Raw genomic sequence first — 23861 nt, forward strand, 5'->3', positions numbered from 1 at the left:
AACACGATGCCCCTCCTCGAAGTCAACAACCTCCAGATCGGCCTGCAGACCCAGCGCGGCCCGGCACAGGCCGTGCGCGGCATCTCGTTCTCGCTGGAACGCGGCGAAACGCTGGGCATCGTCGGCGAATCGGGCTGCGGCAAATCGATCACCGTGATGTCGCTCATGGGCCTGCTGCCCTCGAGCGCCAAGGTCTCGGGCAGCATCAAGCTCGACGGCCAGGAACTCGTCGGCCTGCCCGAGAAGCAGATGTGCGAGGTGCGCGGCAACCGCATCGGCATGATCTTCCAGGAGCCGATGACGGCGCTGAATCCGGTGCACACCATCGCGCGGCAGGTGGGCGAGCCGCTGCGGCTGCACCGCGGCCTGACCAAGGCGCAGGCCCGCAAGGAAGCGCTGGAACTGCTCGAGCGCGTGGGTATTCCCGATGCGGCCTCGCGGCTCGACGCGTATCCGCACCAGTTCTCCGGCGGCCAGCGCCAGCGCATCGGCATTGCCATGGCGCTCGCCTGCGGCCCCGACCTGCTGATTGCCGACGAGCCCACCACCGCGCTCGACGTGACCATCCAGAAGCAGGTGCTCGACCTGATCCAGGGCCTCGTCAAGGAAATGGGCATGGCGCTGATCCTGATCTCGCACGACCTCGGCGTGATCGCCAACAGCGTGCAGCGCATGCTCGTGATGTACGGCGGCAGCGCGGTGGAGAGCGGCCCGACCGAGACCGTCTTCGCCGGCCGTGCCCACCCTTACACGCGCGGCCTGTTCGCAGCGCGGCCCGCCATCGGCGCGGTGCGTGCCGGCCGCCTGCCGACCATCCGCGGCAGCGTGCCGGAGCTGGTCGACATGCCGCGCGGCTGCGCCTTCGCGGGCCGCTGCGCCCACACCATCGACCTGTGCCACAGCACCCGCCCGCAGGCCACGATGCTTCCGAACGACCACACGGTGCGCTGCCTGCGCCTCGCCGAGATCGCCGCCTTGAACACCCGCACGACCGCAGTGCCGGTCGTCTCCGCATGAGCCAGCCCACCACCGCCGGTCAGCCCCTGCTGGCCGTGAACAACCTGTATCGCCACTACGCGCTGCCGCGCGAGAAACTCTTCGGTCCGCCGCCCACCGTGAAGGCCCTCAACGGCGTGAGCTTCGAGGTACAGGCCGGCCAGAGCGTGGGCATCGTCGGCGAATCGGGCTCGGGCAAGTCGACCATCGCGCGTCTCGTGATGGCGCTCGACACGCCCACCTCGGGCACCGTCTCGCTCGAGGGCCGCGACCTGCATGCGCTCTCGAAGTCCGAGCTGCGCACCGCGCGGCGCGACTTCCAGATGGTGTTCCAGGACCCCTACGGCTCGCTCGATCCGCGCCAGACCGTCGCGCGCATCGTGGCCGAGCCGCTGGAGGCACTGGCCGAGACCAGCCGCGCCGAGCAGCGCGAGCGCGCGTCCGAGGCGCTCGCCGCAGTGGGCCTGCGCACCACCGACATGGACAAGTATCCGCACGAGTTCTCGGGCGGCCAGCGCCAGCGCATCGCCATCGCGCGCGCGCTCATCACGCGCCCCAAGCTCATCGTGGCCGACGAGCCGGTGAGCGCACTCGACGTGTCGGTGCAGGCGCAGGTGCTCAACCTCATGCAGGACCTGCAGCAGCAGTTCGGCGTGAGCTACCTGCTCATCAGCCACGACCTCGCGGTGGTCAACCACCTGTGCGACGAAGTCTGCGTGGTCTTCAAGGGCCGCATCGTGGAGCGGGGCCGCCCGGCCGACCTCTTCGCGCATGCGCAGCACGAGTACACGCGCACGCTGCTCTCCGCGGTCCTGCACACGCCTTCCCGCTAGACGGGCGCACCTCTTTCCAATCTTCTTTCACCAACCTCCAGGGAACAATCGAATGTTGAAGCGACGCACACTCATGACTTCCGCCATGGCGGCGGCAATCCCGGGTGTCTTCCTGCCCCAGGCCCGCGCCCAGGCCGGCAAGAACACGCTGACGATCGGCATGCCGCTCGAACCGCCGGGCCTGGACCCGACGACAGGCGCCGCATCGGCCATCGCGGAAATCACGCAATACAACATCTTCGAGACGCTCACCAAGGTGAATGCGGACGGCTCGGTCACGCCGATGCTGGCCGAGAGCTGGTCGTCGTCGCCCGACATGAAGACCTTCGTATTCAAGCTGCGCAAGAACGTGCGCTTCCAGAACGGCGAGCCTTTCAACGCCTCGGTGGTGAAGTTCTCGTTCGACCGCGCCGGTGGCGCCAAGAGCACCAACAAGGACAAGCGCTTCTTCAGCGAGATCGGCACCGTGGTGCTCGACGAGCACACGGTGGGCGTGAACAGCACGCTGCCCAACCCCGACCTGCCCTTCATGCTGGGCCAGTCGACCGCCTGCCTGGTCGAGCCCAAGAGCGCCGACACCAATGCAACCGCGCCGGTGGGCACCGGCCCGTACAAGCTCAGCGCCTGGCAGCGCGGCGCCTCGTGCACGCTCGTGAAGTCGGCCACGTACCGCGACCCGGGCCTGGCGAAGATCGAGAAGTTCGTCTTCCGCTTCATGTCCGACACGGCCGCGCAGACCGCCGCGCTGCTGTCGAACGACATTGACATCTTCCCGCGCGCGGGCACGCGCTCGGTGAGCCAGTTCAAGGGCAACTCGCGCTTCCAGGTGATCGAGGTGGGCACGCGCGGCAAGGTGATCCTGACCATCAACAACCGCAAGAAGCCGCTGGACGACGTGCGCGTGCGCCGCGCCATCCTGGCGGCCATCGACCGCAACGCCATCATCCAGGGCGCGGCCGACGGCTTCGGCAAGCCCATCGGCAGCCACTACGCCATGGGCGCGCCCGGCTTCGTGGACACCACCAGCATCAACCCCTTCGACATCGAGAAGGCGAAGAAGCTGCTGGCCGAGGCCGGCGTGAAGACGCCGCTCGAATTGCGCCTGCAGCTGCCCCCGCCCTCGTACGCACGCCAGGGCGGCGAGGTCATCGCGGCGCAGCTCGCGCAGATCGGCATCAACGTGAAGATCCAGAACGTCGAGTGGGCGCAGTGGCTCAGCGGCACCTTCGGCGGCGCGCACGACTTCGACCTGACGATGGTCGCGCATGTGGAGCCGTTCGACCTGGTGAAGTACACGGAGACGGACTACTACTGGGGCTACGACTCGAAGAAGTTCCGCGACCTGTTCGTCACCATCCAGGGCGAGGAGAACAAGAAGCGCCGCGCCGACCTGCTGGCCGAGGCGCAGCGCCAGCTGGCCAACGACGCGGTCAACGGCTTCCTGTACCAGGCGGTGTTTCCGACGATCGCGCGCAAGGAAGTCAAGGGCCTGTGGCCGAGCATGCCGATCGTGGTGAACGACCTGGCCGCCATCTCCTGGGGTTGAAGCCATGAGCAAGCCACTCTACGCACTGGGTGTGCAGGAACTGCACGCCGCCTACGCCGCCAAGGAACTGTCGCCGGTGGAAGTGGCGCGCTCGGTCAACGATCGCATTGCCGCCTACGAGCCCGAGCTGCACGCCACCTGGCTGTTCCGCCCCGAACTGGCGCTCGAACAGGCGAAGGCCTCCGAGGCCCGCTGGCTGGCCGGCAAGCCGCGCGGCACGCTCGACGGCGTGCCGGTGACCATCAAGGACAACCTCGCGACCGAGGGCGATCCGATGCCGCTGGGCACCGCCGCCTACGAGCTGGTGCCGATGACGTACGACTCGCCGCCCGCCGCGCGCCTGAAGGAAGACGGCGCGGTGATGGTTGCCAAGACCACCATGCCCGACCTGGGCATGCTGTCGTCGGGGCTGTCGAGCTTTCACGAACTCTCGCGCAACCCGTGGGACCTGTCGCGCACGCCCGGCGGCTCCAGCTCGGGAGCGGGCTCGGCCGCCGCAGGCGGCTACGGCCCGCTGCACGTGGGTACCGACATCGGCGGCTCGCTGCGCCTGCCGGCGAGCTGGTGCGGCATCTACACGCTGAAGCCCAGCTTCGGCCGCATTCCGCTGAGCTCGCCCTACATGGGCCGCTGCGCCGGCCCGATGACGCGCACCGTGGCCGATTCCGCGCTGATGATGGCCTCGGTGGCCCAGCCCGACGACCGCGACTACTCCGAACTGCCCGCGCCCTCCATCGACTGGAACGCCTTCGAGGTCGACCCGTCGTTCATCAAGGGCAAGCGCGTGGCGCTGCACATGGACGCAGGCTGCGGCCTCCCGCTCGATCCGCAGATCGGCGAGGCCGTCCGCCGAGCCGCGAAGCGCATCGAGGCGGCCGGCGCGCAGGTGGAGGAAATCGGCGCCTTCATGACGCCGCAGATGCTGCAGGGCATGGACCATTTCTGGCGCATGCGCTCGTGCCTGGACATGCAGGCCATGACCGAAGCGCAGCGCGCGAAGATCCTGCCGTACATCCGCGCGTGGGCCGAGAGCGCGTCCGGCTTCTCGGGCGCGCACATCTTCGACGCCTACAGCCAGTTCATCGCCACGCGCATCGCCACGGTGGCGGCCACCAAGGCCTACGACTTCGTGCTCTCGCCGGTGTCGCCGAACCTGCCCGCGCCCGCTGACCACGCCTCGCCCACCAACGACCCGATGCGCCCGCTGGAGCACATCGGCTTCACGGTACCGTACAACATGTCGGAGCAGCCCGCCGCGTCGATCAACTGCGGCTACTCGGCCGAGGGCCTGCCCATCGGCCTTCAGATCGCGGGACGGCGCTTCGACGACCTGGGCGTGCTGCAGTTCAGCCGCGCGTTCGAGCAGATCCGCGAAGCGCAAAGACCCTGGCCGGAACCGAAATGACAGGTCGGCGTCCAATGACGCCGTTCGCAAGGAGACAACGCACATGACCAACGCATCCCACTACATCGACGGCCGCCGCGTGCCGTCCGAAGGCAACGCCACCATCGACGTGATCGATCCGAGCGACGGCCAGAAATTCGGCGAGATCGCGCGCGGCACGGCCGCCGACATCGACACCGCCGTGCGCGCCGCGCGCCAGGCCATCGGCGACAACTTCGACGGCCCCTGGGGCGCGATGACCGCGCTGCAGCGCGGCCGGCTGCTCGCCAAGCTCGGCGCGGCCGTCATGGAGCACCACGAAGAGCTGGCCCAGCTCGAGGCGCGCGACACCGGCAAGGCGCTGCGCGTGGCGCGCAACGACGCCACCGCGCTGGCGCGCTACATGGAGTACTACGCCGGCGCCTGCGACAAGCTGCACGGCGACACCCTGCCCTACGAGCGCGGCTACACCGTGCTGACGGTGCGCAACCCGCACGGTGTGACGGGCCACATCGTGCCCTGGAACTACCCGATGCAGATCGCCGGGCGCAGCGTGGGCGCCGCGCTGGCCGCGGGCAACGCCTGCGTGGTGAAGCCGGCCGAAGACGCCAGCCTCTCGCTGCTGCGGCTGGCCGAGATCGCCACGGAAGTGGGCTTCCCGGCGGGCGCGCTCAACGTGGTGACCGGCTACGGCAAGGAAGCCGGCGCAGCGCTGTGCGCGCACCCCGGCATCGACCACATCTCGTTCACCGGCTCGACCATGACCGGGCGCAGCGTGGGCCTGGCCGCGGCCGAGCGCCACTGCCCGGTGACGCTGGAGCTGGGCGGCAAGTCGCCGCAGATCGTTTTCGCCGACGCCGACCTGGACGCGGCCGAGCCGGTGCTGGTCAACGCCATCATCCAGAACGCCGGGCAGACCTGCTCGGCCGGCAGCCGCGTGCTGGTGGAACAGTCGATCTACGAAGAGGTGGTGCAGCGGCTCGCCAAGCGCTTCATGGCCGTGAAGGCGGGCACCCCGGCGGAAGACCTGGACATGGGTCCGCTCATCAACGAGAAGCAGTTCCGCCAGGTGCGCGACATGGTCGCGACGGCGGAGGCCAGCGGCATGAAGGTGGCGGCGCGCGGCACGGTGTCGCCCAACGCCTCGTCCACCGGCTTCTACCAGGAGGCGGTGCTGTTCCGCGACGTGCCGCACGACAGCGACTTCGCGCAGCGCGAGGTTTTCGGCCCGGTGCTGGCGGTGATGCCGTTCAAGGACGAGGCCGAGGCGGTGCGCCTGGCCAACGGCACGGACTTCGGCCTGGTGGCCGGTGTGTGGACGCGCGACGGCGGCCGCCAGCTGCGCATGGCGCACAAGCTGCACTGCGGCCAGGTCTTCGTGAACAATTACGGTGCGGCGGGCGGCGTGGAGCTGCCCTTCGGCGGCGTGAAATCGAGCGGCTTCGGCCGCGAGAAGGGCTTCGAGGCCCTGCTCGGCTTCACGACCCTCAAGACCATCGCAATCAAGCACGGATGACACCACATGACCACCACTGAACAACAGACCCCGCGCAACGTCGGCCTCGTCGGCGTCGGCCTGATGGGCCACGGCATTGCCAGCAACATCGTCAAGCACGGCCACAAGCTGACGGTGCTGGAGCACGCGGGCAACCAGCCGATCGACGACCTGCTGAAGGCCGGTGCCACGTCGGTGAAGGACGTGGCCGCGCTGGCCGCGCAGGTCGACGTGCTGATCCTGTGCGTCACCGGCACGCCGCAGGTCGAGGCCGTGATGCTGGGCGACAAGGGCGCGCTGAGCACCCTGCGCGCCGGCACGGTGGTGATCGATTGCTCCACGGCCGTTCCCGCTTCCACCGCCAAGGTGGCCGAGGCCGTGAGCGCCAAGGGCGGCAAGTTCATCGACGCCCCCATGACGCGCACCGCCAAGGAAGCCGCCGAAGGCCGGCTGAACCTGCTGGTGGGCGGCGACGAGCAGGTGCTGGCTTCGTGCCTGCCGCTGCTGCGCTGCTTCGCCGAGAACGTCACGCACGTGGGCGGCATCGGTGCCGGCCATGCGATGAAGCTGCTGCACAACTTCGTGTCGCTGGGCACCGTGGCGCTGCTGTGCGAGGCTGCAGCCTGCGCGGAGCGCGCCGGCGTGAAGCCCGACGTGTTCGTCGACGTGCTCGCCAAGGGCGGCGGCAACGGCGTGGCGCTGGAACGCGTCAAGCCCAAGCTGCTGACGGGCAGCACCGATTCGCTGAAGTTCTCGATGGCGAATGCGAAGAAGGACCTGGGGTACTACAACGACATGGCGGAGCAGTCTTCTTCCAGCCATGGCATTGCGCAGGCCGTGGATGCGCTGCTGACGCATGGGGTCGAGAAGTTCGGTGGCGACCGGATGGTGCTCGATCTGGTTGAAGCGCTGCGCTGATTCTTTGCCCGCTCTTGCCCGGTGCGCCGCCGATGTTGTTCGGGGAGTGAGCACAGGGCACCGAAGGGCCGGTGTTGATTGCCGCAGAAAATTGACCCCCTACGGTCAAAGAGCGGGCGAATCCAACAACGTGTGGGCTCGCTTTGCACAGGGTTCCTAACCCCTGTAGTCCCTCACACCCTCAAATACGCAGGTTGATGTTGCCGCGTCGCCTGCCAGGCTGTTCGGGTTTCCCATCCGTCTTGCTGCGGGTGGAGCCTCACACCAGCGGTGACGGATGTCTGAACGCTTTGCGGATATGCGACATGACGATCACACACCCGGTCTCGGCGGACAGAGATCGGGTAGCGCGGCGTCCGCTTCGACCACCGCAGAAAGCCAGGGCCAGGCGGCTATGCGGTCTGCATGCCCGGGCCCGCAGGCTCCGACGCCTTCTCGCGCAACACGCCATTGATTTCTGCGCCATAGATCAAGGTCGTGGCGCTGATGTAGAGAAACACCAGGGTCGCGACCACGCCTGCAAAGCTCCCGTAGACGAGTGCGAGCTTTCCGGCAGTGCGCAGCGTGTACGACAGCGTGGCCGCAGCACCAACCCAGAGAGCAGCTCCCACGAATGCGCCGGGCAGCACCGTGTACAGCCTCTGCCGCACGTCAGGAAGCCAGCCGTACAACAGCCCGTAGAGCACGAACAACGCCAGAAAGGCTGTTCCGTAACGCACGCTGTTTTGCAGCCAGAGCGCCTCCTGCCCTACCCCGGCCGTTTCTCGAAGGAACTGCCAGACATAGGGCAGGATGATGACCGAGCTGAAGGCAACCAGGATGCCACCGCCAACGATCACCGTCGCCAGGGTCGACTTGATACGTGCCTTCCAGAACGGCAAACCGCGCTCGACGCCGTATGCGCGGTTCAGTGCGGTGCGCACGGCCTGCATGCCCGACGAGGCCGCCCACAAGGTGGCGACAAGTCCAGCCGTCAGAAGCGTCTGGTTGCGATGCGCAAGCACCTGGTTGATCACGGGCTGCACTGCATCGCGCACCACCTGCGGCGCATAGCTCATGACCCGATTCGCGAGCGCTGCCGCATCGCCGGGCTGCCCCAAGAAGCCGGCGGCGGCGGACAGGAGGATCAAGAGCGGGAACATCGCCAGAACCGCGGAGAACGCCAGGCTCCCCGCCTGGTTGCCACTCTGGTGGACGATGTAATTTTGGATGGCGCGCACGATGACCCGCAGCCCGGGTATGCCCAACAGGGCATGCCACAAACGCTTCAGGGCATCAATTAGTCGACTCACCTTGCCTGCCAGGACAAAGGCCATTTGCGGAAACACGCGAAGCGACTGCCCGAGGGCGAAGCGAGGGAGGTCGGCATGGCGCAGGAGTTGATGGTTTGCATCTAATTTAGAAGGCAATGCTCTGCCGGCCCGCACGTGCGTGGCGCGAGGCTGCGTAGGACCAGTTCCGTCCAGCGATCATCGGCACAGGTCGTTGCAAGGGGTCGCAAGCGGTCGTTACCGCGGACAAGCGCACTGTCCCGCGCAAGTCAATGAGCCTAGGATGGAGCCATGACGCCACCAGACCACGCAGCGCATCCCTCGGATCAACCGGCAAGCTTCATTGCGCCTGCGGTTGGGGTCAGCCCTGAAACGGCTGCAGCGCTGCTGTGGGAACAGGCGCCCGACATCGCGTTCGTCGTGCTCGACACCGCGGGTGTAATCACCGCATGGCGAGGTGCCGCCGAAGGCCTCTTCGGGTACGCCGAGGGCGAGATCGTAGGCAAGGCCATCGACGTCCTCTTCGTGGATGAAGACAGAGACCTGGGGTTGCCGCTGCTGGAGCGATGGGTCGCTGTCTCCGCGCAGCGCTCGGAAGACGATCGGTGGCATATGCGCAAGGACGGTGCGCGTATCTGGGTGACTGGAAGCCTCATCGCCCTTCAGCAAGATGGAAGGCACGTGGGGTTCGTGAAAGTGATGGCGGATCGAACCAACCTTCGCGCGCGCATCGAGACTTCCGACAATCGACTGCAGAGCGCGCAACAGCAGATTCAGGCGCGCGACGCATTCTTCGGCCGGCTCGTGCACGAGGTTCGCAACGCGCTCGGCCCGATGCGTCTCGCTGCGCAGATCATGGAGAAAAAAGCGCTGGTTGTCGACGAACTGGCGAAACCCATGAGCGTGGTCACAAGGCAGGTAACACAGGTGGAGCGCATGATGGCCGACCTGGCCGATGTCGTGCGGCTCGGCGTAGGAAAGCTCACCCTTTCAAGGACGGAGTTCGACCTCGGCGCCGAGATCGTCGATATTGCGAACGTGGTGGAATCCGACGTCGAGGCCAAGCATCAGACCATCGATGTGCTCGTGCCGCCAGCGCCTGTTCTCATCCAGGCTGATCGCCAGCGCGTCCATCAGATCGTGTTCAACCTGCTCCACAACGCCATCAAGTACACGCCGGCGAGAGGGCGGATATGGATTCGCTGCACTGTTGAAGTGAGCCACGCAGTCATCAGGGTGGAGGACACAGGAATCGGCATCGATGCGGCCCTGCTTCCTGTGATCTTCGACCTGTTCACGCAAGAAAACCCCGACGAGTCCGGTGGAGGGTTCGGCGTGGGGCTGTCGCTGGTGAAGGACCTGGTCTACGCCCACGGCGGATTCGTGGAAGTGCGCTGCGACGGGAAGGGTCAAGGCAGTGAATTCACCGTGCGGCTTCCTCTCGTCGCGGCCGCCGCGGCCTGATTTCGCGCCGTGTGATCCTGCGCGCAAAGACGCCGGACAGCGTCTGGCTTGAACGGGCAAACGAGTAACGCAGCCATCAACTTGCAGGTTGGCTTGGGCAAGCCGCTTTACAAACCATCCTCACACCATCCATACAGATGGTGTTAGGATGGCCCATGCCAACCAAAACGACAGCGAGAGCCATCGCATCGGACGCCCCGGAGTCCGAGAAGATCACCATCAACATGGGCTTCGTCGACCTCGGGCACATCGACCTTCTCGTGTCCGAGGGCTTCTACTCGAACCGTACCGACTTCATCCGCACTGCCATTCGCAGCCACCTGGCGACGCACTCCGACGCGCTGCGACAGGCCGTGTCCCGGAAGATGCTGGTGCTGGGCCTGCAGACCTTTTCGGTTGCAGACCTCGAGGCCGTGCGCGCAACCGGCGAAAAGTTGCAGATACGCGTCCTTGGCCTCGCGGTCATCGCCTCGGACGTGCCCGCTGAACTCGCCGTCGCAACGATCGATTCACTCACCGTACTCGGTGCACTTCACGCCTCGCCAGCGGTCAAGACCGCCTTGGCCGCGCGCATCCGCTAGCCCCACCTCAAGGTCCCACACATGAATCCACTCTTCGCCGGGCTGATGAAAGAGGCAGCCCACCTCACACGCAACGGCCGGCTGGCCGATGCGACCGCAGCGATACAGCGCGCCTTGCGGCAGGGAACCGACCTGCAGCCCGCCTCTCCCGATGTGCCGGTGCTTTCGTCTCCAGCGGCTGACGTGATCGACATCGAAGCACGCGTGGTCGACGTCGAAACAGCAAAGCCGACCGGACCCCACACCGCCGAGCAGTGGACCAAAGGCTCGTTCACGCACCAGGGGCGCACGGTCGATTACAAGCTTTTCGTGCCTGCTGGCGGGGCAAGTCAGTCGGCCATGCCGCGCCCGCTGATCGTGATGCTGCACGGATGCACGCAAGACCCGGAAGACTTCGCGGCCGGTACGCGCATGAACGAGCACGCGCGCGAATGCGGCGCGTTGGTGCTTTACCCCGAACAGGCGCAGCGGGCAAACGGACAGAAGTGCTGGAACTGGTTCAAGTCCCAGCATCAACAACGCGGCCGGGGTGAGCCGGCTGTGCTGGCCGCGCTCACACTGGACATTGCGGTCCGCTACCAGGCCGATCGCTCGCGCATCTACGTGGCGGGCCTTTCTGCAGGAGGCGCCATGGCGCACGTCCTCGGAAATTGCTACCCGGACATCTTTGCCGCCGTCGGCGTGCATTCGGGCCTGCCGCACCGTGCGGCCAACGACATGATGAGCGCGCTGTCGGCCATGCGCGCAGGCGCGTCGGCGCCTCTGCCCGATCCCGGATCCGTTTCACCGCCGGTCATCGTTTTCCATGGCGACGCGGACACCACAGTCCACGCGAGCAACGGAATCGCCATCCTGGCAGGCGCGCAGCCGTGCGAGGCCATCGAAGGTCGTACGCCGGGCGGCACTCGCTATACCAGGACGCTGTACGCAGCGTCCCCCGGTCGAGGCGATGCGGAGCATTGGCGTGTTCATGGGCTTGGCCACGCATGGTCAGGCGGCAGCACGCAGGGAAGCTACACCGCGCCTCACGGTGTGGATGCGAGCGGGGAAATGATCCGCTTCTTCCTCACCCACCGGCTGGGTCCTCTGGCGCAGTGACCGCGTCGCGCCGACGGGATGCGGGCCGGCGCGATAAAAAAACGATCCGCAGTGCCACAAGCCATGTGCTCTGCGTGGAAGCAGGTATGACGCGACCTACGCCTCGCCGCGTCGCTCACTCACATTTGAGCATCGGCACGACGCTAGCATCGCAGCATATTTGACTAGTTTTCGGAAGAGCTCAATGAACCCGACCATGGCCGAGGTCCAGAACACGCTGGTGTGGTACGCGAACGCCGATGGGTCCATCGACACGCCAAATCCGCAGTGGCAAGCGTTCACCGGGCAGCATTTCAGGGACTACGAAGGTTGGGGCTGGCTCGAAGCCGTCCATGAAGACGACAAGTCGATGGTGCGTCAGCGGTGGACGCAATCCTTGGAGGCAGCCACCCCGCTGACCTTGAACTACCGGCTGAAACGCGAAGATGGCGAATACAGACACGTCGTCGCTCATGGCGCGCCTGTCCACCACTCCGGCGTCCTGAAACAGTGGGTCGGCTTTGTCATCGATTCGACCGAGAGAGTGCGCGCTCAAGCTGCGCGCCAGGCGAGCGAAGAGCGTCTGCGGGTGCTCGACGACATTGGGCAGGCCACTCGTCACCTGCAGAACGCGGACGAGATCATGGCTGCAACAGCCCGCCTTCTCGGCAATGCGCTCGGTGCCACCCGGTGTGCCTATGCAGACGTCGACAGCGACAGCGATCGCTTCACCATTCGCAATGATTGGGCGGTGGATGGAGTTCCCAGCAGTGCGGGCGTCTATTCGCTGGAGCTGTTCGGCGCGCAGGCTACTTCCAACCTTCGCCAAGGCCTGCATCTCATCGTGAACGACGTGGACGCCGAACTCGGTGACGAGGGCGGCGGCCGGATGTTCAACGCGATCGGAATCAAGGCCATCATTTGCGCAGGCCTAGTGAAGGAAGGACGGCTGGTGGCGATGATGGCTGTGCATCAGGCAACGCCACGCCGGTGGACCGACGCGGACATCCTTATCGTTTCTGAAGTGGTCGACAGGTGCTGGGCCCACATCGAGCGCACGCGCGATGCCGCCATCCTTCGGGAGCAAGACGCCAGGAAAGATGAATTCATCGCCACCTTGGCCCACGAACTGCGCAATCCCCTGGCCCCGATCAAGTACGCGGTCGCCATCGCGCAGCGCCAGCAGACCGACGAGATGATGACCTCGAAGCTGGCGGTGATAGATCGTCAAGCCAGTCTCATGGCCCGGCTGATCGACGACCTTCTGGACATATCGCGGATCAACCGGGGCGTGATCGAACTGCGACGGCAGTTCGCCGCGCTCGACTCACTGATTTTCAGTGCGCTCGAAGCAACACAGGCGTCGCTGGACCTGAAAGGCCACCATGTCGAGCTGCGCGTTGCGCCCGGCATCGATGTTTTCGTCGACCCCGCCAGAATGGTCCAGGTGATCGGCAATCTACTGACCAACGCTGCGAAATACACCCCCATGGGCGGCCACATCGTTGTCGAAGGCGAAGTGGAAGGAAGCGTGGCCACCATCAGGATCACCGATTCAGGCTACGGGATGGCGCGTGCGGACGCGAGCAAAGTCTTCGAGATGTTCACCCAACTGCCGCATACCAAAGCGCACGCGCAGGGGGGCCTCGGACTAGGCCTGTCATTGGTGCGCAAGCTGATGGAACTGCACGGTGGCACGGTAGAGGTGAGCAGTCCGGGCATCGGGCGTGGAAGCACTTTCACGCTGAAGCTCGCCCTCGCGGAACAGTTGCCCGAATCACCGGCAGGCGGCGTCGCGCACGTACGAGCAAGCGAGACGCTCGACGGTGCTGCGGCTGGCGGCCTTGAACTCGCATTGAGGGGCGCGCGTGTGCTGGTCGTCGAGGACAACGACGACGGACGCGAGGCATTGGTCGCACTGTTGCAAAGCTTCGGTGTGCAGGTGGAGGCCGCCAGCGAAGGCACACGCGCATTGCAAGTGGCCGGCCAGTTCAGGCCCGAGGTCGTGTTGCTCGACCTCGGGCTCCCCGGCATGGACGGGTATGCCGTGGTCCAGGCTTTGCGGGAGCGCCATCCGGAACCGCGCATGGCTGTCATGGCACTGACGGGTTGGGGTGCGAGCAGAGACCAGGAGCGCACGCGCAATGCGGGGTTCGACGCACATCTCGTCAAACCGGTGCAACCTGGCGCGTTGCTCCAAGCCGTCGCCAAGGCTTTGGGTCGCGTGTCTTCCCATTGATGGAGCCGGCGCTCGAATGCAGGTGCTCGATGGCGGCAGCAAAGACCTATCCGGTGACGCCCGACGGAAGGTATTTCGTGGTCAACGGGCGCCTCTGGCGAAAGACGAATCCGGGTCTCACCGAGGACTTCCGGACGTATTGGGTTGCCGAGTTGATGAGCGCGCGTCGCCGGGTGGGAGTCGCGTCGAGATCGGGCGACGGGCCGGCCGTCGAAGCCGCGCGATCGGCAGTGGATGTGGCCAAACGCGCGCTGGGTGAGCGAGGTCCTGTCTGGTGGACTGACGGCGAACCCGACCTGAACCGCCGCATGGTGACCGCTACCTCGTACAAGGACTGGTACGAAGCGCTTCAGATCCGGGAGTAGACCGTAGCTCCTGCGCAAGGTGTGCGCCGATCGCGTCGTGTTCCACGAAGGAGACGACACGCTCGCGCCAGGGTTGGAGCTGATGCTGAATGATGGCCACACGCGAGGCCTGCAGTCGGTTCGCGTACGAACGCTCAACTCCGCCATTCACTGCGCGTGAGCCAGGCTTCGAACATCGCCGCGACCTGCCTTGCGGGTGCCTGCGCGTAGCAGGTCGTCCACGAGCACCGACATCCAGAACAGCCGATTGGTGCCAAGCACGCGGCCCGTGCGTGAAGAACAGGCGGCGCACCAGCTTCTCGCTGAGCATGCGCGATCGGCCCAGCTCGGTGTCAGTGCCTCGATGCGATCGACCCTGACCGACTACTTCGAAGTGAGGCGATACAAGCCGCCGTCGTGCCCGTCCTCGATCAACCACAACGCGCCATCGGGCGCCTGCTCGACGGCGCGAGCGCGAAAGCCGAGCGTCCAATGCTCCGCGGGCTTCGCTACCGCGCCGTTCACCTCGATCCGGTGAAGTGCGTGACTGACGAGGCCGGTCGCGAAGGCCGAGCCCTTCCACTTCGGAAACATCGACCCGCTGTAGAACATCAGGTTGCCCGGCGCCAGCACGGGCGTCCAGTAGATGACCGGCTTGGCGAGGTCGGGCCGCGTGTCGGGACTGGCGATGGGCACCCCGTTGTAGTTCACCGCATAAGAGACCAGCGGCCAGCCGTAATTCTTGCCCGGCTCGATCAGATTGAGCTCGTCGCCGCCGCGCGGCCCATGCTCCAGCTCCCACAGCCGACCATCGGGTGCGAACGCGATGCCATAGGGCGTGCGATGCCCCGAGCTCCATGTCTCGGACGGCGTGAGGTTGGGGCCGTCGAAGACATGCGTGCGCACCACGGGCGCGGTCTTGGCAGCCTCCGTGTCTCTGGGCGGATCGATCACCGCGACCGACCCCGCACCCATCTTGCCCGCCATCGGGTTGCCGGGCGCCGGCTTGCCATCGAGCGTCAGCCGAAGGATCTTGCCAGCCGGCTGATTTGGGTCTTGGGCCGGTGTGAAGCGTTGACGGTCGCCGGCCGTGAGGAACAGGAACTTCTGATCCGGCGAAAAGGCAACGGCAGCGCCGACCTGCCCACCCTTGCCCTTGATCGGGTCGCGCCAGACGACCTTCAGGTCTTCCAGCGAGGCATTGCCCGCGTCCAGCTTGAGCGTCGCGCGGGCCAACGCCAAGCTCGAGGTGCCTGGCTCCTGTCCGGGCTCCGAGTAGGTCAGGTAGATGCCTGCATCGCTCGAAAACGACGGCGCCAGGTAGACGCCAAGCAGGCCGTTTTGGCTTTCATACAGCACCTGCGGCACGCCCTTGACCTCAAGCTTCTGCCCCGACTGAGTTGCCAGATAGAGCTTGCCGGTTTTCTCGGTAACCAGCATGCGCCCGTCCGGCAGGAAGGCGATGCGCCACGGCAGGTCGAACTGCGCGATCTTCGTGAGCTTGAACGGCGGCGATGGCGTCGGAGGCAGGGCCCCGGCGTTGATCTGCGCAGCAACGTGCGTTGCACCGAGGAGCAGGCAGGGAATGAGGGCGGACTTCGGGAATTGCATGGTTCGCGCGGTGGTGGCTGGTGCGAACAGTATCCGGTGACGGTGAAGGCAGTGTGCGGCGGCGGGCCTTTGCCTTCGGACCGAGATGACCTTGCGTCTGCACCCATGTTCGACACCCGCCGAGGCTTGCAGCGGGTCGGCCAGCGCGCCCTCGGGAACCCATTTGACTTCGTTGTTCATGAGGGTGCGGGGCATCAGCCAGCCACCCAGCGCAAGTCAGCGACGGGTTGGAGCATGACCGCGACGTGCCGCCCGTGGCCCAATCGGGGTTTCCGGGCTTTCAGCCTGCAGGCTGACACGGTATCGCGGCGCCGGGAAATACGCCGGCTCCCGTGCTCGCCAAGCTCAGCTCCGCCATCCGCTGCGCAGTCGCCGATCTCGCGCTCAACGCATGGATCGTCTCGCAGAACATCGAGCCGCGTACCACAACACCTGCCGAGTATGTCGAGTTGTCCGCGAGGGCAACGCTCAATGGGGCACAACCATCAGGCTAGTTGACACACGTGAACGAGCTCGCGACGTTGACGTCTCCGGCTCCTTTGTACTGAGGCCACTTCGGGTAGTCGCACAAAGGCCGCGTGCGCCCGGGCACCCCCGCCGTATCGGTGGTGACCTGCCCGACCGGCGCCGTGCCGTTCACAGACCACTGGTCGAGCGCGGTGAGCGAATCCCAGGTCGCATTGAACACGCTGCTGACCGCATGGCCGAGGCCTGGGACCTCGTAGTACCGGACGAAGGTGTCGACCTGCGACGGCCCCATGCTGGATTGCAGTCGCTGGTAGTACTGCTCGGTGGCGCGCGTGCTCACCAGCACGTCGGCCAGGCCATGGGCCAGCAGCAGCTTGCCGCCCTTCGCCTGGAAGGCCGAAATGTCGGTGCTCGTGTCCAGTTGCGTGCTCAGCGCGCTGATGCGACCGGCCCATGGTCCCGGATTTTCAGGGTCGAGCGACAGCGAGTCGTACGCCGCATCGCGCGTGACGAAGTACTTGATCCATTGATCGGTGAGCACGCTGATGTAGGGCGCATTCGCCGGCATGGGCCGCGCCGGCTGGGACGCACCGAAGGCCAGGAAGGTCACCGTAGGCTCGAGCGGCGACGTCCAGCTGCTGATGCCTGTGTCGGCACCCCAGATGTTGTAGCCCGGGTATTGGGTCTCGCCGCTCGCCAGCGGAAAGCGGAAGCTGGTGGCCGTGTTGATGCTGTTCATCGCGCCGATCTGCGCGTCCGACAGGCACGTGTTGCCTGTGTCGGCACCGCCGGGGCAGCGTACCGCCACGCCTCTCAGAGTGGCAGTCGAGGGATCGAAGCGCGCGTTGCACAGGGTCTGGTTGCTGATCAGGCCATCCACGACACCGTCGAGCGCATCGCAGGTTTCCATGGCCGCCTCGTACAGCACCAAGCGCTTCGCGGCGTTGGGATACGCCCCGGGCTGCGCCAGCGCGCGGCTCATGCGGTGGCCGCCGAGCAGCGCTGCCGCATCGTTCCATGCCGGGTACCACGCGATGGCGCCGTCCCAATCCGCAGGCCAGCGCTGGATCGCGGCCAGCGCCTCGCGGCCGCCAGTCGACCCGCCTGCAAAGTACGATTTGACCGGCGCAGCGGCGTAGCGCGCCTTGATGATCGCGAGGGCCGTATCGCGCGTCTTCTTCAACACGTCGCCGCCAAAGTTGCGCACCGCCTCGTCGTTCAGCCCGAACCGGCCGTCCTGCGAGCCGAGTGCGTTGGCCTGGTGACCCGAGTCGCTGGCGAACGTGGCGTAGCCACGGCCCAGCGGTGTCGGCTTGTCGACAGGCCCGTTCGGCACGTTGGCCTTCACGTTGGGTATGGTTCCGTCAAAGCCACCGCCACCGAACATGACGATCTTCTGGTTCCAGCTCTCCGGCAGGCCAACCTGGAACAGGATGTTCGGTGCGCCCGGGTCGACCGGCGCGATCTTTCCGGACACCTCGCAGTAAGCCGGCACGGCTGCCGCACCGGTGCCGCTCGCGGCCACCGACCTGGCGGACGTGACACTTGCGCCTGAAGTGGGCAGGCCGATGGACGCCGCAGGAATGGCCATGCCTTGCAACTGCTCGCAGCTCAATGCTGCGGGACCCGAGGGGCCTGCGGGTCCTCCAGGCCCGGCCGGTTGGCCAGAGGGCGGCGGGTTGGCTCCCGGCGGCACGATCAGCGGGAACCCCGCGCCGCCGCCTCCTCCACCACCGCATGCAAGCAATGCCACGCTTGCGGCCACACAGGCCGTGGCGACCAGCGCCAGTCTTCCGGATCTGCTTTTCATATGTCTCCAATATTGTGTCGTCGCCGGCGAAGTCTCCCGCCGTGGCGCACCGAAACCAATGTGCGGGACGCACACCGGATCGGCGCATGCGATGTGCGGCGCAGATGCCGCGTAAACCCTGATCAGCCGGGCAATGCGACCTCGATACCGGCCTTCGCGAGTTCGAGCCTGTACTGCTCGAAACCAGTGCCGGGCACGGATTCGCCCTCGCGATTGCGGATGTCCTCCATGCGGGCACGGACCTGGGCGGCGACCTCTTCCGTGTCCTGCGCGTCTTGCACCCCGCCGATGAACACGCCGCGCGTCATGGTGATGTTCGCGCTTTCGAAGCTTCCCGCGCCTGCCAGCAGGATGGTGCGCGTCGGCGCGTCTTCGCCCACGAGCGCGATCAGCCCCGGACTCACGGAGGCGGGCTGCAGCCGCGCGAGCGCATCCGGTGCCAGCACGCCTTCGGTCATCGCCGTTGCTGCGGTCGGCGCGAGGCAGTTCACGCGAATGTCCTGCCGCTCGCCTTCGAGCGCCAGCGTCTGCATCAGCCCCACCAGCGCCATCTTCGCGGCGCTGTAGTTCGACTGCCCGAAGTTGCCGTACAGGCCCGACGAAGACGTCGTCATCACGATGCGGCCGTACTTCTGCGTGCGCATGAGCTCCCACACCGCCTTGACGCAGTTCACCGAGCCCATCAGGTGCACCTCCATCACCAGGCGGAAGTCGTCGAGCGACATCTTGGCGAACGTGCGGTCGCGCAGCACGCCCGCGTTGTTGACGAGAATGTCGACACGGCCCCATTCGCCGGCAACGCGCGCCACCATCGCCTGCATCTGCGCGAAGTCGGTCACGTCGCCGCCGTCGGCCATGGCGGACCCACCGGCGCGCACGATCTCATCGGCCACGGCGCGCCCTGGCGAGCCCGGCTGCGCCCCGGCGACGTCGTTCACCACCACGCGCGCACCATGGCTCGCGAGCGCCAGCGCATGGGCCTTGCCCAGCCCGCTGCCGGCGCCGGTGACGATGGCCACCCGGCCGTCCAGAAATTTCTTCATCGATGTTCCTCGGGATTTGAAAGAGAGATACGAAGCGCAGCCGGATGCTCGAAAGACCGGGTGCTCTCAAAATGCCACGGCATCACGGCCCTTCAGACCCAGCATGGCCCGTGCCTCATCGGGCGTCGCGATCTCCAGCGACAGTTCCTCGAGAATGCGGCGGATCTTGCGGACCTGTTCGGCGCACGATTTCGCTAGTTGCCCCTTGCCCAGGTAGAGGCTGTCTTCCAGCCCCACGCGCACGTTGCCGCCCATCACGGCGCCCATCGTCAGCAGCGGCATCTGGTGACGCCCCGCCCCGAGGATGGAAAACCGGTAGCCGCCGCGGCCGAACAGCCGGTCGGCCGTCGTGCGCATCGTCACCAGGTTCTCGGGGTCCGGCCCCAGGCCGCCGAGGATGCCGTAGATGCTCTGGATGAACAGCGGCCCCTTCACCAGACCCTCGTCAACGAAATGCGCCAGGTTGTAGAGGTGGCCCACGTCGTAGCACTCGAACTCGAAGCGCGTGCCGCAGTCGTCGCCCAGCACCTTCAGGATGTGCTTGATGTCGCGGAAGGTATTGCGAAAGATCAGGTCCTCCATCCCCTCCACGTACGGTTGCTCCCAGTCGTGCTTCCACTGCGAGATACGCCGCGCCGCCGGATGGATGGAGAAGTTCATCGACCCCATGTTCAGCGAGCACATCTCCGGCTTCGCCTTCAGCGGATAGGCCAGGCGCTCTTCGAGCGTCATGCGCGTGCTGCCGCCGGTCGTGATGTTGATGACCGCATCGGTCGCATCGCGGATGCGCGGCACGAACTGGTCGAACACCTTGGGGTCTGCCGAAGGCCGTCCGTCGAGCGGGTCGCGCGCGTGCAGGTGCAGGATGGCGGCGCCGGCCTCGGCAGCCTCGATCGATTGCTCTGCAATCTGGTCGGGCGTGAGCGCCAGGTGCTCCGACATGGTCGGCGTATGGACCGAGCCTGTGACCGCGCAGGAGATGATGACCTTGTCTTGTGTGATTGCCATGAAGGCCTCTCGATGAAAAGATGAAACGCTGGAGCGGCGGACCGCAGCCCTACACCGCCAGCCACTGCGCCACGAGCTCCTCGTTCGATGCCAGCGCCTGCGGCGTGCCTTCGAACACGATGCGCCCATGCCCCATCACGCACACGCGCGTGGAAACCTTCAGCGCAATGGCGAGCTTCTGCTCCACCAGCAGCACGGACACGCCCTTGCGATGCATGTCGCGGATGCACTCGCCGACCTGGGCCACGATCTTCGGCGCGAGCCCTTCCGTGGGCTCGTCGATCAGCATCACGCGCGGGTTTCCAAGCAGCGAGCGGCACATCGTGAGCATCTGCTGCTCGCCGCCGGACATGCTGCCCGCGCGCGTGTTCCGGCGCTCCTTCAATCGAGGAAAGTAGTCGAACATGTCCTGCACGCTCCAGCGGTGCGCACCTGGCGGCGCGGCCTGCTCGCCCATGCGAAGGTTCTCGTCGACGGTCAGGTTGGCGAACACCTCGCGCTCCTCGGGCACGTAGGCGATGCCGGCGCGGCAGATGGCATAGGGCCGCTGCCCCGCGAGCTCGCGGCCCTGCAGCCGGATCCGGCCGGCCGACGGTGCCACCAGTCCCATGATCGCCTTCATCGTCGTGGACCGGCCAGAGCCGTTGCGACCCAGCAAGCTGACCACTTCGTTGTGCGCCACGCGCAGATTGACGCCGTGAAGGATGTGGCTCTTGCCGTAATGCGCATGCAGTTCGGCAATGTCGAGCAGGCTGTCTTCGGCAACGGCGTTCATGCGCTCACCTCTTCGCCCAAGTAGGCTTCCTTGACGCGTGGGTCGTTCCGGATCTCTTCGGGCGTGCCGGTCGCGATCACCTGACCGTAGACCAGCACGCTGATGCGGTCGCTCAGCGAGAACACCACGTCCATGTCGTGCTCCACGATCACCAGCGTGCGCCCCTGGGTGACCTCACGGATCAGCTGCGCCGTGTAATGGGTTTCCTCGGTGGCCATGCCGGCCATCGGCTCGTCCAGCAGGATCAGCTTGGGATCGCACGCGAGCGTCATGGCGATCTCCAGCGAGCGCTGCTCGGAGTACGCCATCTCGCCCGCAAGCGTCGATGCTCTTGCTGTCAGGCGGACCAGTTCGAGCAGCCGCTGCGTCTCGCGGCGGATCGCCTGGTCGCGCGCCATGACCTTCCAGAAGGTGTACTGCACGCCGTGCGGACGCATGACAGCCAGGCGGATGTTCTCGAACACGCTCAGCTTCGGGAAGATGTTGGTGATCTGAAAGGAGCGCGCCAGGCCGAGCCGGTTGATGGCTTGCGGCGAGCGTCCCCCGATGTCGTGCCCATCGAAGCGGATCTCGCCGGCGCTCGGCGCGAGGTGACCCGACAACAGGTGGAACAACGTCGACTTGCCTGCGCCGTTGGGCCCGATCAAGGCGTGCCGTTCGGCATGGCGCAGGTCGAGATCGACGCCGCGCATGATCTCGGTCGCGCCGAACGATTTGCGCAGGCCGCGAATGCTGAGAATCGGTTCGCTCATGCGGCACCCTCCGTGCGGGGCACCGCGAGGCCGGGCGGCAGACTCTCGGCCTGGCCGCCTTCGAGCGCGGCGCCGCGTCGACGCGCGAGCCACGCGAGAAGCAGTCCGGCGGCGAACAGCAGCAGAGGCACGGACCATGTCGCCATCGAAGCCGGAGACCATTCGCGCGACAGCAGCATCACCGGCGGCCATGCCTCGCCCGGATGCAGCCGCACCGCCGATCGGTAGTCTTGCGAGAAGAGGCGCTGCAGCAGCTCGATCGCGAAAGCACCGCCCAGGCTCAGCAGGATTGCCGCTCCCATCGACAGCAACACCAGCGGCATCGCGCGTGCGAGCCCGAAGCGTTGGCGCAACCGGCTCAGCGTGCCGGGCAGGCCCGCCAGCCCGGCCGGCATGAACATCATCACCAGCACGAACAGGATGCCCTGGTAGAGGAGCCACGATTGCGTCAGATCCGAGACCGCATACCCGAAGAAGGTCATGAGCGCTGCGCCGAGCGCCGGCCCCAGGAACATCTTCACGCCCCCGATGTAGCTGTTGAGGATCACCGCCGCCGACAGGCCGGGGTCGAACACCACGTAGTTCGCCGACTCGTTCGACATGACCTGCAGTGCGCCGGCAACGCCGGAGAACATGGCCGAGATCGCGAACACCGCGATGCCCAGCCCGTGCACGTTGTAGCCGAGGAAGCGCAGCCGGTGGCTGTTCTCGCGCAACCCGTAGACCAGCCGCCCGAGCGGCGTGTGCGTGAAGAAGTACAGCAGCCCGACGCACAGCAGCGCCCAGCCGAGCGTGAGGTAGTAGACCTGCGTGGTGGAGCCGAAGTCGAACCCCCATGCCGGCATGCGCATGGTGGACACCCCGGCCTCCCCACCGAAAAGCCCCTTCAGGTGCGGCGCGAGCGAATGCACCAGCTCGGCAATGGCCAGTGTGATCATCGCGAAGTACGTGCCTGTTCGCTGGGTCGCGAACCAGCCCGCGACGGCACCGAAGACCAGCCCGAAGGCTGCTCCGACCAGTGGGAGCAGCGGCGTCGGGAGCAAGCCTGCACCGCCTATGGCATTCATGGCGTGCACGGTACCGAACGCCCCGACGCCGAAGTACGCTGCGTGGCCGAACGAGAGCATCCCGGCCTGGCCGCACAACAGGTTGTAGGCGCTTGCGAACAAGGCTGCGATCAGCATCTGCACCGCAGCGTTCAGCAGACCCTGCGACAGCAGGAACGGCAACGCGAACAGCGTCGCCACACCCACAGCGGCAACCGCGAAGACAGAAATCGAAACTGCCCTCATCGCATCAGACCTTCTCGCCCATGAGCCCGCCCGGGCGTACCAGCAGGATCAGCAGCATCAATGCGAAAGGAATGGTAGCCGAGAGGCTGGAAATCTTCAGCGTCAGCAGGCCGCCCACGTCGCGCGCCCACGCGCCCGCGCCGACCAGCGCGAACAGATCGGCAAGGCTGCGGTCGACGCTCACCGCCAGCGACGTGACCACGCCGATGAGCAGCGACGCGAGCATTGCACCACCCAGCGAACCGAGGCCGCCGACGACCACCACCACGAACACCATCACGCCCAGTTCCAGCGCCATGTTGGGGTTGGTCGTGTAGAAGGCCCCCGCCACCGCGCCGGCCAGTCCTGCCAGCGCAGCCCCGACGCCGAAGACGCCCATGAACACCAGCGGCACGTTGTGACCGAGCGCTTCTGCCATCCGCGGCTTGTAGATTGCGGAACGCACCACGATGCCCACGCGTGTGCGCGTCAGGAGCAGGTAGATCACGATGAACATCGCGATGGCGATGCCTCCCATCAGCAGCCGGTAGACCGGATACTGCGCGCCGCCGATGGCGAACGCTGGAACGTCGAGCGCGGCCGGAATGCGGTAGTCGACCGGAAAGTTGCCGAAGAACAGCTTGATCGATTCCGCCACGATGAACGACAGCCCGAACGTCAGCAGCAGTTCGTGGGCGTGTCCGTACTGGTGCACGCGCCGCAGGAAGAAGCGCTCTACCGCGACACCCACCAGACCCACCAGCACGGGCGACACCAGCACCGCGCCCCAGAAGCCGATGAGGTCCTGCAGGGTGTACGCGAAGTAGGCACCCAGCATGTAGAACGAGGCGTGCGCGAAGTTGAGCACGCCCATCATTCCGAAGATGAGCGTGAGACCGGCGGACACCATGAACAGCAGCAGGCCGTAGATGACGCCGTTCATGAGCGAGACGAGGAACTGGTCCATGCCGCCGC

20 protein-coding genes are annotated in these 23861 nt (G+C 66.2%); 11 read left to right on the forward strand and 9 right to left on the reverse strand.

What is annotated here, in order from left to right:
* Positions 1-6 precede the first annotated feature (6 nt).
* The 6 genes from AACL56_RS27850 to AACL56_RS27875 are packed head-to-tail and all read left to right on the forward strand — an operon-like array spanning position 7 to position 7172.
* Entirely contained in the window at positions 7-1017 is a 1011-nt protein-coding gene (locus AACL56_RS27850; protein WP_339093224.1) for an ABC transporter ATP-binding protein, read from the forward strand.
* The gene (locus tag AACL56_RS27855) at positions 1014-1829 is read left to right on the forward strand and encodes an ATP-binding cassette domain-containing protein (protein WP_339093225.1); all 816 of its coding nucleotides are present in this window, start codon (positions 1014-1016) and stop codon (positions 1827-1829) included. The genes AACL56_RS27850 and AACL56_RS27855 overlap by 4 nt, the downstream gene beginning before the upstream one ends.
* A gap of 52 nt (positions 1830-1881) precedes the next feature.
* Positions 1882-3375 (forward strand): ABC transporter substrate-binding protein, encoded by a 1494-nt coding sequence (locus AACL56_RS27860; protein WP_339093226.1) that lies wholly within the window; start codon positions 1882-1884, stop codon positions 3373-3375.
* A gap of 4 nt (positions 3376-3379) precedes the next feature.
* Positions 3380-4780, forward strand: coding sequence for an amidase (locus AACL56_RS27865; protein ID WP_339093227.1), 1401 nt, complete (start codon positions 3380-3382; stop codon positions 4778-4780).
* 43 nt (positions 4781-4823) lie between these two features.
* Positions 4824-6275, forward strand: coding sequence for an aldehyde dehydrogenase family protein (locus AACL56_RS27870; RefSeq protein ID WP_339093228.1), 1452 nt, complete (start codon positions 4824-4826; stop codon positions 6273-6275).
* Positions 6276-6281: 6 nt separating this feature from the next.
* Positions 6282-7172, forward strand: a complete 891-nt coding sequence (locus tag AACL56_RS27875) for an NAD(P)-dependent oxidoreductase (protein WP_339093229.1) — start codon at positions 6282-6284, stop codon at positions 7170-7172.
* Between the two features lie 392 nt (positions 7173-7564).
* On the opposite strand, the gene AACL56_RS27880 is transcribed toward AACL56_RS27875, so the two are convergent.
* Positions 7565-8488 (reverse strand): YihY/virulence factor BrkB family protein, encoded by a 924-nt coding sequence (locus AACL56_RS27880; RefSeq protein WP_339093230.1) that lies wholly within the window; start codon positions 8486-8488, stop codon positions 7565-7567.
* 246 nt (positions 8489-8734) lie between these two features.
* On the opposite strand from AACL56_RS27880, the gene AACL56_RS27885 reads away from it, so the two are divergent.
* The 5 genes from AACL56_RS27885 to AACL56_RS27905 all read left to right on the forward strand — a co-directional run bounded on the left by AACL56_RS27885 (position 8735) and on the right by AACL56_RS27905 (position 14169).
* Positions 8735-9907, forward strand: a complete 1173-nt coding sequence (locus tag AACL56_RS27885) for a PAS domain-containing sensor histidine kinase (RefSeq protein ID WP_339093231.1) — start codon at positions 8735-8737, stop codon at positions 9905-9907.
* Between the two features lie 155 nt (positions 9908-10062).
* Positions 10063-10488 carry a CopG family transcriptional regulator gene (locus AACL56_RS27890; RefSeq protein WP_339093232.1) on the forward strand — a complete coding sequence of 142 codons (426 nt, stop codon included), beginning with the start codon at positions 10063-10065 and terminating at the stop codon, positions 10486-10488.
* A 21-nt stretch (positions 10489-10509) separates the two neighbouring features.
* A complete protein-coding gene (locus AACL56_RS27895) occupies positions 10510-11586 on the forward strand; it encodes an extracellular catalytic domain type 1 short-chain-length polyhydroxyalkanoate depolymerase (RefSeq protein WP_339093233.1) in 1077 nt (358 codons plus the stop codon).
* Between the two features lie 184 nt (positions 11587-11770).
* Positions 11771-13804 carry a hybrid sensor histidine kinase/response regulator gene (locus AACL56_RS27900; RefSeq protein ID WP_339093234.1) on the forward strand — a complete coding sequence of 678 codons (2034 nt, stop codon included), beginning with the start codon at positions 11771-11773 and terminating at the stop codon, positions 13802-13804.
* Between the two features lie 29 nt (positions 13805-13833).
* Entirely contained in the window at positions 13834-14169 is a 336-nt protein-coding gene (locus tag AACL56_RS27905; RefSeq protein ID WP_339093235.1) for a hypothetical protein, read from the forward strand.
* A gap of 363 nt (positions 14170-14532) precedes the next feature.
* Here the strand turns inward: AACL56_RS27905 and AACL56_RS27910 are convergent, their stop codons facing one another.
* From AACL56_RS27910 to AACL56_RS27945, 8 genes are all read right to left on the reverse strand, one after another.
* Positions 14533-15939 (reverse strand): PQQ-dependent sugar dehydrogenase, encoded by a 1407-nt coding sequence (locus AACL56_RS27910; protein ID WP_339093236.1) that lies wholly within the window; start codon positions 15937-15939, stop codon positions 14533-14535.
* Between the two features lie 310 nt (positions 15940-16249).
* Entirely contained in the window at positions 16250-17818 is a 1569-nt protein-coding gene (locus AACL56_RS27915) for a tannase/feruloyl esterase family alpha/beta hydrolase (RefSeq protein ID WP_339093237.1), read from the reverse strand.
* A gap of 341 nt (positions 17819-18159) precedes the next feature.
* On the reverse strand, positions 18160-19080 hold the full coding sequence (locus AACL56_RS27920; protein ID WP_339093238.1) for an SDR family NAD(P)-dependent oxidoreductase: 921 nt from the start codon (positions 19078-19080) through the stop codon (positions 18160-18162).
* Between the two features lie 66 nt (positions 19081-19146).
* Positions 19147-20088 carry a 3-keto-5-aminohexanoate cleavage protein gene (locus AACL56_RS27925; protein WP_339093239.1) on the reverse strand — a complete coding sequence of 314 codons (942 nt, stop codon included), beginning with the start codon at positions 20086-20088 and terminating at the stop codon, positions 19147-19149.
* 49 nt (positions 20089-20137) lie between these two features.
* Complete coding sequence (locus tag AACL56_RS27930; RefSeq protein WP_339093240.1) at positions 20138-20863, reverse strand: ABC transporter ATP-binding protein; 726 nt, start codon at positions 20861-20863, stop codon at positions 20138-20140.
* Positions 20860-21615 (reverse strand): ABC transporter ATP-binding protein, encoded by a 756-nt coding sequence (locus tag AACL56_RS27935; RefSeq protein WP_339093241.1) that lies wholly within the window; start codon positions 21613-21615, stop codon positions 20860-20862. The genes AACL56_RS27930 and AACL56_RS27935 overlap by 4 nt, the downstream gene beginning before the upstream one ends.
* Complete coding sequence (locus AACL56_RS27940) at positions 21612-22907, reverse strand: branched-chain amino acid ABC transporter permease (RefSeq protein WP_339093242.1); 1296 nt, start codon at positions 22905-22907, stop codon at positions 21612-21614. The genes AACL56_RS27935 and AACL56_RS27940 overlap by 4 nt, the downstream gene beginning before the upstream one ends.
* A gap of 4 nt (positions 22908-22911) precedes the next feature.
* The gene (locus AACL56_RS27945; RefSeq protein WP_339093243.1) at positions 22912-23853 is read right to left on the reverse strand and encodes a branched-chain amino acid ABC transporter permease; all 942 of its coding nucleotides are present in this window, start codon (positions 23851-23853) and stop codon (positions 22912-22914) included.
* Positions 23854-23861 lie beyond the last annotated feature (8 nt).

Origin of the sequence: Variovorax paradoxus (assembly GCF_902712855.1) — a bacterium.
GTDB classification, from domain to species: Bacteria; Pseudomonadota; Gammaproteobacteria; order Burkholderiales; family Burkholderiaceae_C; genus Variovorax; species Variovorax paradoxus_Q.